Consider the following 12,531-nt stretch of genomic DNA (forward strand, 5'->3'; position numbering starts at 1 on the left):
ATGGCAATAAGAGTTGCAATTAATGGGTATGGTCGTATAGGGCGCAATATTTTGCGGGCTCATTATGAATATGGCAAAAAAAATAATATAGAGATAGTTGCTATAAATGATATGGGTGGTTCAGAGGCAAGTGCGCATCTGACTCGTTTTGATACTGTTCATGGCAAATTTAATGGTTCAGTTTCAGTAGAAAAAGATCACATGGTTGTTAATGGTGATAAAATAAGAATGCTTGCTAATCGCAACCCAGAAGAGTTGCCTTGGAAATCACTTGATATTGATGTTGTATTGGAATGTACTGGGGCCTTTGCATCTAAAGAAAAATCTATGGCTCATATTAGAAGTGGGGCAAAAAAGGTTATCATATCGGCACCTGGTGGAGAAGATGTTGATGCTACAGTAGTGTTTGGAGTCAATGATAATATACTTAGGTCATCACATACAGTTATCTCTAATGCCTCTTGTACAACTAATTGTTTGGTTCCTATTGTTAAACCACTAAATGATGTTGTCGGTATAGAAAATGGTCTTATGACTACTATTCATTCTTATACAAATGATCAAGTTCTTACTGATGTCTCTCACAAGGATTTAAGAAGAGCCAGGTCAGCTACTATGAGCATGATTCCTACTAAAACTGGAGCTGCTGCTGCTGTTGGTTTAGTTCTGCCGGAATTAAAAGGTAAGCTGGATGGTTGTTCTATAAGAGTTCCTACCATTAATGTATCATTAGTAGACTTATCTTTTATTGCTAAAAGAGAAACTTCTGTAAAAGAAATACACGAAATATTAAAGGAAGCATCTGAAAAATCTTTGAAAGGAGTTTTAGATTTTAGCTCAGATTATCTTGTCTCTATTGATTATAATCATAGCCCTGCATCTAGTACCTTTGATTCTACCCTAACCAAGGTGTCAGGTAGACTTGTTAAAGTATTTTCATGGTATGACAATGAGTGGGGTTTTTCTAATCGCATGTTAGATACTACTGCTGCTCTCATGTTGGCTAAGTAGTTAATGCTGTATGTACAATAAACACTTTTATTAATAATGTGTTTATTGTATTTTTGATATTGATATCTATAGAGGTTTCAATGAGTGTTAAGACTTTGAGCGATTTATCTAGATCTGGAAAACTATTTGGCAAGAGAGTTTTTATAAGAGCAGATCTAAATGTTCCGTTTGATAATGCAGGTAATATTGCGGAAGATACACGTATTAGGGCTTCTGTGCCTGGAATCAGACTAGCTTTGGATGGCGGGGCTGCAATAATGGTAACCTCTCATCTAGGACGGCCTAAAGAAGGAGTGTTGAGAGAGTCAGATTCTTTAGCAAAAGTAGCCCAAAGATTATCAGAAATTCTAGGTATGCAAGTAGAGCTTATTAAGGATTGGATCGAGGGTGTTAGTATTGATCCAGGTCAGGTAGTATTATTAGAAAATTGTAGGGTGAATATTGGAGAGAAGAGTAATGACGATTCTTTATCTCGCAAGATGGCTTCTTTGTGTGATGTGTATGTTAATGATGCATTTGGTACAGCACATCGTGCAGAGGCTACTACTTGTGGCATAACCAAATATGCTGCTACTGTATGTGCTGGGCCTTTATTAGAAGCTGAGTTAGCGGTTTTGCATCGTGTCTTTTCTTCTCCAAAGAAACCTTTAGTTGCTATTGTTGGAGGATCTAAGGTTTCTTCAAAATTATCAGTGTTAAAGTTTTTGTCTGATAAGGTCGATTACTTGATAGTCGGTGGTGGTATTGCTAATACTTTTATGTTAGCTGCTGGTTTACCGATTGGTAAATCTTTAGTAGAGTTGGATCAAGTGGAAAATGCACTTTTCATTATTAATAGCATGAAAAGTCGTGGTGCTGCTGTACCTATTCCGGTAGATACTATCTGTGCTAAGTTTTTTGATGTCAGTGCTGAAGCTAATTTAAAGTTATCTAAGGAAGTATTAGAGGATGACATTATAATGGACGTTGGTCCTGAAACATCTAGAATATTTGGGGAAATACTAGATTTGGCCGGAACAATTGTTTGGAATGGTCCAGTCGGAGTTTTTGAATTCGATCAGTTTGCGAATGGAACATCTTTTATTGCAGATACTATAGCCAAATCGAAAGGTTTTTCTGTAGCCGGTGGTGGAGATACTATTGCAGCCATAGCTAAATATGGAATAGAGGATAAAATCGGATATATATCTACTGGAGGCGGAGCATTTCTTGAGTTCTTAGAAGGTAAAACCTTACCTGCTGTAGAAGCTCTACAATTAAGAGCTGATCAATAGATTATTCTAGAATAAAGATGCCTATGGCGAATAGGGATGCAGATAATGATATTGCTGCAGGAAGAGTTAGTACCCATGCTAACAAGATGTGGCGGACAGTATTTTGTTGTAGGCTTACTTTATTAGCTACAACTGTCCCCGCAATTCCGGAAGATAGCACATGTGTTGTTGATACAGGTAGATTAAATAGGTTTGCTATCCCTATAGAGAACACAGCTGTGACTTGGGCTGCTGTTCCTTGGGCATAGGTCATTCCTTGCGTCCCTATTCTCTCCCCTACAGTTGTAACGACTCGTTTCCATCCTATCATGGTTCCAAATCCTAGAGCAGTTGCTACAGCTACTATCACCCATATTGGCGCGTATTCTACAGTGGAAGTGATATCTGTTCTAAGTCTATCTAAATCATATATATTTGGAGTGGTTAGGTTTTGTGTTTTTACAACATTCTTGGCTATGTCATCTAAACAAAGTAAATTTTTTCGAGTATTTATTCTTTGTTTTATCGATAAGTCCTCATATTTTGATATGTTCTTTAATGTGGTCTCTATTGTGTTAATAGTTGCTAGTGTCATTTTTGGGCTGCAACTTAGGTCTTTAGAGAGGTCATTAGATATAATCTGATCACTCATATTTATGTATCCAATTATGTCTTCTTGATTTCTATTATAGAATTCTCGCATATGCACAACAGCATTTCTTGTTCTGTCTATTTGATATGACGTACTTTGTAGATCCAATACATATTGAGCTGGGGATATTCCTATAAGAATAAGCATTACTAGACCAATACCTTTCTGTCCGTCATTTGAGCCATGAACAAAACTAACTCCCATCGCCGAAATTACAAGAACAAGCCTATTCCAGAAAGGAGGGTGTTTTTTCGCCTCTAAAAATCTACGTTGTTTGGGAGTGTAATGCATATTTGATTTTGGCCAGATATTCTTTAATACTAGAAATAACCATCCAGCCAGAATAAATCCTATGATAGGAGAAATTATCATTGAGAGACTGATGTCTATAGCTTTGCTCCAATTTATGCTGTCAACCATTGGCACGTTTGTTAGCCAAGAGTTAGTCAGTCCTACTCCTAAAATCGATCCAATTAGGGTATGTGAGCTTGATGCTGGTATACCAAAGAACCATGTTCCCAGGTTCCATATTATAGCAGCTGATATCATGGAAAATATCATGATTAGTCCACGAGAACTATTGACATTGATAATCAATTCGATAGGTAATAAATGTACTATAGCGTACGCTATACCAACCCCCCCCATAAGCACACCCAAGAAATTAAATATCCCAGAAAAAATTACAGCTATATGTGGAGGCATAGCTTTAGTATATATTACAGTAGCAACTGCGTTAGCAGTGTCATGAAATCCATTTATAAATTCGTAGACAAGGACAAAGGCCAATGCCATGATTAGGCCAAAACAAACCCACACGCTTAAACCAGAAAATATACTTATCATAAAAGTTAATTTTAAATCAAAATAGTAATTTTGTTATTTATAAAAATAAGTCAAAATTCTATAGATCAGATTTTAAAAGAATGCAAAAATGCTTAATTAAAAGTTATTGAGTTAGCATTGGTGTAAGTATGGATCAAAATATTTATTTTTTAAAGTAATAAATAAATATTTTGAAATAATATTATCAAATATGGAGAAAATCAAACCTATTAGTATTTGTTTTTATGTGTGATTTAATAGGTATTATTTATATATAATAGCCTTTATATTTTTATGATTGTGTTGTAAATTCATTTCCGGTTTTGATATCAACAACTTAGTTTTGGGAGAATTATCTCATGTCTTTAGTATCTATGCGTCAATTACTTGATCATGCAGCTGAAAATGATTATGGAATTCCAGCTTTTAATGTTAATAATCTTGAGCAGGTTCAGGCTATAATGGAAGCGGCTGATGAGACTAATAGTCCTGTTATTATGCAAGCATCAGCAGGGGCTCGTAAATATGCAGGAGAAACTTTTTTAAAGCATCTTATACAAGCAGCAGTTGATGCATATCCACATATACCTGTGGTTATGCATCAAGATCATGGACAGTCACCATTAGTTTGTAAGGGTGCTATAGATTTAGGTTTCTCAAGTGTGATGATGGATGGGTCTCTTAATGAAGATGGTAAAACAGTATCTGACTATGAGTATAACCGCTTTGTAACTAAAAAAGTAGTAGATATGGCTCATCAATTTGGAGTTACGGTTGAAGGAGAACTTGGTTGTCTAGGCTCACTAGAAACTCTAGAGGGAGATAAAGAAGATGGTCATGGCGCTGACGGCAAATTGACCCTGGATCAATTATTAACAGATCCAGAGCAAGCAGCTGATTTTGTTCATTATACTCAAATTGATGCTCTTGCAATTGCTATAGGTACTAGTCACGGTGCTTATAAATTTACACGAAAGCCTACCGGTGATATTTTATCTATTAATCGCATTAAAGAAATACATTCTAGATTGCCTAACACTCATCTAGTTATGCATGGTAGCTCAAGTGTGCCACAAGAATTGTTATCAGAGATTCGTGAATTTGGTGGCACTATAAAGGAAACATATGGGGTTCCTGTAGAGGAAATTAAGGAAGCTATAAAGCATGGCGTCAGAAAAATAAATATAGATACAGATATCCGTTTAGCCATGACATCAGCTATACGTAGGTTTTTCCATGAAAAGTCAGACAAGTTTGATCCTAGAGAGTATTTAACAAAAGCAAGAGCTTATGCAAAAAGTATCTGTATATCTCGCTATATAGATTTTGGCTCATCTGGCAATGCTAGTAAAATTAAGCCAATTAGCCTAGATAATATGTCAAAATTATACACTTCAGGAAAACTTGCCCAACAAATTAAGTAATATTTTTATAGGGGTTGCAGTGATGAACGTTTTATATGAGTCAAATATAAGATCACTACCATTGATATCTAGAGGTAAGGTTAGGGATATATATTCTATAGATGAGAGTAAACTCTTGATAGTAACTACGGATAGGTTATCAGCTTTTGATGTGATTCTTAATAATCCTATTCCCGGTAAAGGTATTGTCTTAAACAAGATGACAGAATTCTGGTTAGAGAAATTTGCTAATATTCTGCCTAATCATTCAACTAACATAAAACCGGAGGATGTAGTATCAAAGGATGAATTAGATCAAGTTAAAGACAGGGCTGTTGTAGTAAAAAGATTGAGACCGATTATGGTGGAGGCAGTTGCAAGAGGGTATTTAATTGGATCAGGTTGGCTTGAGTATCAAAAAAGCGGTTCTGTTTGTGGAGTTAAATTACCTAAAGGTTTATTAAAAGCTAGCAAGTTAGATTCTGCGATATTTACCCCCGCTGCTAAAGCTGAGGTTGGTATGCATGATGAGAATGTTGAGTTTGATTATGTAATACAGTTAGTTGGGTCTGAATTAGCTAGACGTATTAGGGATATTACAGTTGATTTGTACAGCAGAGCTTCGCAGTTTGCATTAGAGAAAGGGATAATAATAGCTGATACTAAGTTTGAGTTTGGTATTGATAGTAATGGTGATCTTAATTTGATGGATGAGGTTTTAACTCCAGACTCTTCTCGCTTTTGGCCTATTGATGATTATCATGTTGGGGCAAACCCTCCTTCTTTTGATAAACAATTTATAAGAGATTGGTTAGAATCTCAGGATTGGGACAAAAAGGCTCCTTCTCCTGATTTGCCCATGGAGATAATAAGAAAGACTTCTGATAAATATAATGAGGCCTTAAGCCGTTTGTTATAGTGTCTGTTTGCATTGGGGTTTTAATTATGAATTATAGTTTATCTCCCATGGTTGGAGTTATCATGGGATCGTCAAGTGATTGGAATGTAATGAGTCACGCAGCTTCGATTTTAGAGAGTTTCGAGATTCCTTTTGAGTCCAAGGTTATTTCAGCACATAGAATGCCAAAAGAAATGTTTGACTACGCTAGCGAGGCGCATAATAGAGGTCTTAAAGCTATAATTGCTGGGGCTGGTGGCGCTGCTCATTTGCCTGGAATGATTGCGGCATTGACAGAAGTACCGGTTTTTGGAGTGCCTGTTCCTTCAAAATATTTATCGGGAGAGGATTCTTTATTATCTATAGTTCAAATGCCTAAGGGTATTCCTGTTGCTACATTTGCAATAGGCGAGGCTGGTGCTGTAAATGCAGCACTGCATGTCTTAGCAAACATGGCTTTATTCGATAATGAATTACGTTGTAAACTATTATCTTTTAGAGAATCTCAAACAGATAAAGCACGTAATATGAAATTATAAGTGTATAAATTATAAGTTTTAGGAATCCATAATGATTTCATCAAAGTCTAATTTTTATGTTCCTCCAGGTAATTATCTTGGGTTGTTGGGAGGTGGGCAGTTAGGAAGAATGTTCTGCTACTCGGCGCAGAGTTTAGGTTATAAGGTCATGGTGCTTGATCCAGATCCAGATTGTCCTGCAGGAATGGTTGCTGATCATCATATAGCAGCATCGTATAGCGATCATAATGCATTAGAGATGTTATCTAAATCTTGTAGATCTGTTACCATAGAATTTGAAAACATACCATGTAATAGTTTAGAGATTTTATCAAAAAATTGCGTTGTTACTCCATCGGCATATTCTGTTTCTATAGCTCAAAACAGGATCAAAGAAAAAGAGTTCATTCAGTCTCAGGGTGTAGATGTAGCTCCATATAAATCAATATTTAATGGAGAAGATATCACAGAAAATATTGAGTATTTGTTGCCTGGTATAATAAAAGTATCAAAAACTGGATATGACGGTAAAGGACAAGCAATGGTTTCTTCTTTGGAAGAAGTGAGAGAGGTTTATTATAAATTTGGCGAAGTGCCTTGTGTATTGGAGAGGTGTCTTTCAATAAATTATGAAGCCTCAGTAGTTTTGTCTCGTGATTTTATGGGCAACTCGGTTTTTTTCCCTATAAGTACTAATGTCCATAATAGGGGTATACTTTCAAGTTCTTTGGTAATAAAAAACATTGATTCATCTTGTGAAGGTCATGAAAAGGAACAAATGCTAATCAAAGCAAAGAAGATTGCTGATTCTTTAAATTACCACGGGGTATTATGTGTAGAGTTTTTTGTATTAAATAATAGTGCTATTATTATTAACGAAATTGCTCCTAGACCTCATAATAGCGGTCATTATACAATTGATGCATGTGTTGACAGTCAATTTGATCAGCAGGTCAGAGTTATGGCTGGACTTCCCCTAGGTAGTACAAAATTGCTGACATCTGCTCTTATGCTAAATATATTAGGAGATAGTTGGTTTGATATGGATTCTGGAATTCTTAGGAACCCAGATTGGCTTGATATTTTGTCTTTGCCTGGCGTAAAGTTACATCTTTATGGAAAAAAAGAAGCACGTCCTTTACGTAAGATGGGGCACTTAACAATATTAAGTGACAACATTAACACTTTAGAAGATAAGGCAAAAATCATTGCTGCAAAATTAAACTTGTCTTTTTAGTATTTATTTGAAGTTAGAGAGTTGTTAATTGAGATATTGTAATATTGGAGAGGCGGCTAATAGCTTAGCAAGAGGGGGTGTAGTTGCCTTTCCTACTGAAACAGTTTATGGGCTTGGAGCTGATGCTGATAATTGTCATGCCATTGGTAAGGTATATAATATTAAAAATCGCCCATTAAATCATCCAGTAATTATCCATTTGTTAGATGGTGCGGATATTCCATATTGGGCAGAGTCTATACCTAGGGAGGCCTACCTATTGATTGATAATTTCTGGCCTGGTCCTTTGACGGTTTTACTTAAGAAATCTAAAAATGTCATGAGTTTAGTCAGCGGTGGTCAGGATACAATTGGGTTGAGATGTCCTTCACATACTGTTGCTCAAGATCTTTTAAGGGAGTTTATTAGATTAAAGCCATCTAAATGTGGCGGATTGATAGCGCCATCTGCGAATAAGTTTGGCAAAGTGTCTCCTACGAACTCGAGACATGTTTTTGATGAGTTTTCACAAGAATCTTATTCCGGAATGATGATTTTAGATGGTGGAGAATCTAGTATAGGTATTGAATCAACCATTGTTGATCTATCTAATGTTGTTGATAAGTATGCTAGGCCAATTTTATTGAGACCTGGGCATATTAAAACCTCTCAGATAGAAGAAGTATTGGGACGTGAGGTGTCTTTTGCTACGGAGCATTCCCCAGTTGTGCCTGGCTCATTGAAAGCCCATTATTCTACTAATACTCCATTAGAGATAATTAAAAGAGAGTTAAATTTTGATTGTTTGTCATATGTGAACAAAAGAATTGCAATATTATCTTGTGATGCACCTCCTGCTTTTTTGCCTAAATGTTTTATTTGGTTTGAAATGACATATGATCATGATTTATATGCTAGTAAGCTTTATTCGACATTGAGATATATAGACAGATCTGGTTTTGATAGAATATTCATATGTAATCTGCCAAATAGTTCTGCATGGGATGCAATAAGGGATAGGATTTATAGGGCAGCTGCATCTTTTATCTAATTGTGATTTTTTATGTTTCTGATTTCTAAGAAAGTTATAGATTCTTTTATAGATAATATTTGGCTAGAAGAAGGTCTTTCCAATAATACATTATCTTCGTATAGAAGTGATATAGAGTGTTTTGCTATTTGGATAGAAGGGTTATATAAAAGAAGTATTTTAGATAATATTTCTAATGAATATATCGATAGATGGTTTTCAGAAAATTTTTTTGTTATAAAGTCAACTACATCTAATAGACGTTTGGCTTCATTAAGAAAATTTTATACATGGGCATTACGTGAAAAATTAATAAAAAATAATCCTTGTTTATTAACTAGAACTTCTAAGCAAGATAAAAACGTGCCGAAAACTTTATCTGAGAATCAAGTAGAGGAGCTACTAAAAGCTCCAAATATTGAAACGGATCGTGGTGTACGCGATCGTGCAATGTTAGAAACAATGTATTCTACGGGTTTGCGTGTATCAGAATTAATAAATCTAAAAATTAATAATATTAATTTATCTGATGGAATTGTTCATGTTGTAATGGGCAAAGGAGGTAAGGATAGAATTGTTCCGCTTGGAGAAGAATCTATGTATTGGATAGAAAGGTATACGTCAAGTACTAGATGCAAGTTTCCAGTCTCTAATAAAAACATTTTATTTATTACGAGCAGACTAAAAGCAATGACAAGGCAAGCTTTTTGGCAAATGGTGAAAAAATATTCTGTGTTAGCAAAAATAGATACGCATTTATCACCACATGTTTTAAGGCATGCCTTTGCAACTCATTTATTAAATCATGGTGCTGACTTAAGAGTGGTTCAAATGTTATTAGGTCATTCTAATATCTCTACTACTCAGATTTATACACATATTGCTAACGAAAGACTTAGGCAATTACATTATATACATCACCCTAGATATTAATCTTTAAATAATGAATAATGGCCTCGCCAGGTGGAATTGAACCACCAACTGACCCTTAGGAGGGGTCTATTATATCCATTTAACTACAGCGAGATTATTAGTTTCAGTTTATTATATAAAACAAGCAAATAATTCCAAACAAATTAATTCTAATCAAATATGCAAATAGAAGAGCTAGATCTTTGTAAAATAGACTTAGAGTCGGTTTGCTCTATGATTCCTAGCAAGAGTTTATTATTAACAGCAAATAAACGTCAAGCAAATCAGATAATGAAGTATTTATCTGAGTATTTATGTTTCACTAAAGAAACAAAAGAGGTCATGCAAGTTGTCTCATTAGATGATTGGATGGTTCGTCTTTTTGAATATCTGTCATTTTCTCAAATAGAGCTTCCTTCTTTTTTCCTTAATAAACCTAGTATGCGGATACTTTGGCGCAATATTTTAAAAAAAGACAGTATCAGCAAAAATTATTCAATAGAAAGTAATTCATTGTCAATTTTAGCTTTAGATGCGTACGAGATTATAAATAATTGGATGATTAGATTCCCTAAGGGTTTTAATAGTTTAGAGTGCGATCGGTTTATTCATTGGAATAGATGTTATAAAAAAGAGCTCAATAAGCTAAATGCTATAGATGCTAATGGTATTTACTCTATTATTATAAGAAGCATAGAAAAAAATAGAATTATCCTTCCTGAAAGTATAGTTTTATCTGGTTTTACAGAATATTCTCCAAGGATTAATAAATTATTAAAAAAGATTTTATCTAAAAACACAAAATTGTATCTAATGTCTAATGAGGTTAGCAAATCATCATCTAATAGATACTTAAAATGTAATAACATAATAGAAGAATGGAGATCAGCAGCAATATGGATGGCTGATTCTTTTATAAAAAATCCATCAGGAAGGTATGCTATAGTTTCTGCCCAGATAGATAAGCATGCAGAAATAGCTTATCGTACGCTAGGTCACATATTGCGATATTACAGAAAAGAGTTTTCCATAACTTTTAGTATTTCGTATGAAAAATCTGCAATACAGGTCCCTATAATACATTCTGCTTTTTTGTGGCTGGATATTTTAGTTTGTTTATCAGTCGATAGTAAATGTAATATTAAAAATCTTGGAGAGACTCTTCTGTCAAGCTATTCTTTCATGGGAAATAGATTGTTTGAGCCTTTTTCTATTTTAGAAATAAAACTAAGAGATAAAATTGGGACATGTATTGATATCATAGAGATATCAGAATTATTAAAGGATTGTAATCTAGGTATAGATTTTCTTACTGCTTTATCTATATGGCCAAAAGGAGATAGTCTTCTAATGATCAGCAGATGGATTAAAATAATAAGGAAATCACTTTTCTTTATATGTTTTTCTAGATATGTATTTTCAGATGAGGCTGTAAACAGAGCATTAGAATTATTTGATAGTTTACTAAATGAATTTAACGTATTTTCAGGATTTTTCGGCAATATTTCAGCAGATAGGGTTATAAGTTTATTTAAGAGCTTTGTAGAATTCAATAGATTTTATCAATATGAAAATAGTCATAAGAATATAGAGGTGTTAGATTTGCTGGAGGTAGGATCAAGAAGTTGGGATGCTATTTGGATAATTGGTTTTAATGATGGAGTTTTACCAGGTTTAGTTTATTCAAATCCATTTTTGCCAAAAGATATTGCTCACAAGTTTCCTATTCCGCATTCTAGTCGTGAATATGAATACGATTGGTCTTACTCTATATATAAATCTGTTAATAAATGCGCTAAGGAATTTATTGTTAGTTACTCTAGCAATGAGAATGGAGTGGTTATGGAGCCTTCTCCATTCATTGATGATAGCTATCAAGAGCTTAATATTATGGATTATCGTTCATTAGAGGAAAAAGTTCCTATGGAATATATTAATGACTCAAAAGGACCAAGGTTGCTTCCATCTGAATCTGTTATTAATGGGGCTAATGTATTAGAACTACAGTCCCGCAATCCACTATGGGCTTTTGCTAAGTATAGGTTGGGAATAAAAAGTTTAGAGCCATACTATAAAGACAAGAATACGTTGTATAAAAGAGGTAGGTTTTTGCATAGGGTGCTAGAATTATTTTGGCTTGACGTGCGTTGTTATAGCAAACTAATAGATTTGTCTGATGATGCTATAGAGTCATTATTGCTAAAATATATAGAGGATGCTTTATCTATCAATCTTTATTTTGATCAAGAGTTTATAAGGCAATTAGAGTCAGAAAGAGCTTTAAAATTGTTGATTAATTGGATTAATATAGAAAAAGGTAGATTGCCGTTCTTAGTCAATAATGTGGAAGATAATATTTCGTGGAAATATAAATCCTTGGTATTTAATATGCGTTTAGACAGAATAGACTTATTTAAAGATAAGGCAATAATAATAGATTATAAAACTGGACGTAATATACTTAATATTGACTTAGATTGGGATAATAGGCAAAGACCTATAAACTTACAGCTAGCTCTGTATCACATGGCTTTTTCACAGATAAATAGTGTTGATGTTCTTTCATTAGTAATAGTTTCATTAAGAGCTAATGGCATCTTAATGAGTGGCATTTCTAGTGAAGATTTTGGTTTGCCTGGTATCAGAGTTTGTAGTGACTTTGACAGCAAGATCCGAGATCTTTTCAGTAAAGTATTGATGCTAGCAGATGAGTATGCTGAAGGAGTGTCTACCAACTTTGTAGTTAAAGAAGATGACATAAAATTTTGCGATATTACTCCTTTTTTAAGAATAAACTTTAATAAATAGAAGTG

At 34.3% G+C, this 12,531-nt stretch carries 10 protein-coding genes and 1 tRNA gene; 9 read left to right on the plus strand and 2 right to left on the minus strand.

All coding sequences use genetic code 11. The features are described from left to right. Both gap and CKBE_RS01550 read left to right on the plus strand, forming a co-directional pair. Positions 1-1,011 carry a type I glyceraldehyde-3-phosphate dehydrogenase gene (gap, locus tag CKBE_RS01545; protein WP_015237847.1) on the plus strand — a complete coding sequence of 337 codons (1,011 nt, stop codon included), beginning with the start codon at positions 1-3 and terminating at the stop codon, positions 1,009-1,011. A gap of 80 nt (positions 1,012-1,091) precedes the next feature. Beyond that, positions 1,092-2,285 carry a phosphoglycerate kinase gene (locus tag CKBE_RS01550; RefSeq protein ID WP_015237848.1) on the plus strand — a complete coding sequence of 398 codons (1,194 nt, stop codon included), beginning with the start codon at positions 1,092-1,094 and terminating at the stop codon, positions 2,283-2,285. Between the two features lies 1 nt (position 2,286). Here the strand turns inward: CKBE_RS01550 and CKBE_RS01555 are convergent, their stop codons facing one another. Next, positions 2,287-3,762, minus strand: coding sequence for an inorganic phosphate transporter (locus tag CKBE_RS01555; protein WP_015237849.1), 1,476 nt, complete (start codon positions 3,760-3,762; stop codon positions 2,287-2,289). Positions 3,763-4,100: 338 nt separating this feature from the next. Between CKBE_RS01555 and fba the strand changes: the two genes are divergently transcribed. From fba to xerD, 6 genes are read left to right on the plus strand one after another with little or no spacing between them, the layout of a single operon-like run. Beyond that, positions 4,101-5,165 (plus strand): class II fructose-bisphosphate aldolase, encoded by a 1,065-nt coding sequence (gene fba / locus CKBE_RS01560; RefSeq protein WP_015237850.1) that lies wholly within the window; start codon positions 4,101-4,103, stop codon positions 5,163-5,165. Positions 5,166-5,187: 22 nt separating this feature from the next. Then, complete coding sequence (locus CKBE_RS01565) at positions 5,188-6,063, plus strand: phosphoribosylaminoimidazolesuccinocarboxamide synthase (protein WP_015237851.1); 876 nt, start codon at positions 5,188-5,190, stop codon at positions 6,061-6,063. A gap of 26 nt (positions 6,064-6,089) precedes the next feature. Continuing rightward, on the plus strand, positions 6,090-6,581 hold the full coding sequence (purE, locus tag CKBE_RS01570; RefSeq protein ID WP_015389970.1) for a 5-(carboxyamino)imidazole ribonucleotide mutase: 492 nt from the start codon (positions 6,090-6,092) through the stop codon (positions 6,579-6,581). A gap of 31 nt (positions 6,582-6,612) precedes the next feature. Continuing rightward, positions 6,613-7,797 (plus strand): 5-(carboxyamino)imidazole ribonucleotide synthase, encoded by a 1,185-nt coding sequence (locus CKBE_RS01575; RefSeq protein WP_015237853.1) that lies wholly within the window; start codon positions 6,613-6,615, stop codon positions 7,795-7,797. 28 nt (positions 7,798-7,825) lie between these two features. Further along, positions 7,826-8,827 (plus strand): L-threonylcarbamoyladenylate synthase, encoded by a 1,002-nt coding sequence (locus CKBE_RS01580; RefSeq protein ID WP_015237854.1) that lies wholly within the window; start codon positions 7,826-7,828, stop codon positions 8,825-8,827. A 12-nt stretch (positions 8,828-8,839) separates the two neighbouring features. Continuing rightward, positions 8,840-9,739 carry a site-specific tyrosine recombinase XerD gene (gene xerD / locus CKBE_RS01585; protein WP_015237855.1) on the plus strand — a complete coding sequence of 300 codons (900 nt, stop codon included), beginning with the start codon at positions 8,840-8,842 and terminating at the stop codon, positions 9,737-9,739. Positions 9,740-9,757: 18 nt separating this feature from the next. On the opposite strand, the gene CKBE_RS01590 is transcribed toward xerD, so the two are convergent. Beyond that, positions 9,758-9,832 (minus strand) — tRNA-Arg (locus CKBE_RS01590). A 66-nt stretch (positions 9,833-9,898) separates the two neighbouring features. Here CKBE_RS01590 and CKBE_RS01595 point away from each other — a divergent pair. Beyond that, on the plus strand, positions 9,899-12,526 hold the full coding sequence (locus CKBE_RS01595) for a PD-(D/E)XK nuclease family protein (RefSeq protein WP_015237856.1): 2,628 nt from the start codon (positions 9,899-9,901) through the stop codon (positions 12,524-12,526). Positions 12,527-12,531 lie beyond the last annotated feature (5 nt).

It is taken from the genome of Candidatus Kinetoplastibacterium blastocrithidii (ex Strigomonas culicis) (genome assembly GCF_000319245.1).
Lineage (GTDB): Bacteria > Pseudomonadota > Gammaproteobacteria > Burkholderiales > Burkholderiaceae_B > Kinetoplastidibacterium > Kinetoplastidibacterium blastocrithidiae.

Coding starts and splice junctions, on each gene's coding strand:
- CKBE_RS01550 (WP_015237848.1), top strand. CDS start 1,092: ATGAGTGTTAAGACTTTGAGCGATTTATCTAGATCTGGAAAACTATTT.
- CKBE_RS01595 (WP_015237856.1), top strand. CDS start 9,899: ATGCAAATAGAAGAGCTAGATCTTTGTAAAATAGACTTAGAGTCGGTT.
- CKBE_RS01565 (WP_015237851.1), top strand. CDS start 5,188: ATGAACGTTTTATATGAGTCAAATATAAGATCACTACCATTGATATCT.
- CKBE_RS01575 (WP_015237853.1), top strand. CDS start 6,613: ATGATTTCATCAAAGTCTAATTTTTATGTTCCTCCAGGTAATTATCTT.
- gap (WP_015237847.1), top strand. CDS start 1: ATGGCAATAAGAGTTGCAATTAATGGGTATGGTCGTATAGGGCGCAAT.
- xerD (WP_015237855.1), top strand. CDS start 8,840: ATGTTTCTGATTTCTAAGAAAGTTATAGATTCTTTTATAGATAATATT.
- fba (WP_015237850.1), top strand. CDS start 4,101: ATGTCTTTAGTATCTATGCGTCAATTACTTGATCATGCAGCTGAAAAT.
- CKBE_RS01555 (WP_015237849.1), bottom strand. CDS start 3,762: ATGATAAGTATATTTTCTGGTTTAAGCGTGTGGGTTTGTTTTGGCCTA.
- purE (WP_015389970.1), top strand. CDS start 6,090: ATGAATTATAGTTTATCTCCCATGGTTGGAGTTATCATGGGATCGTCA.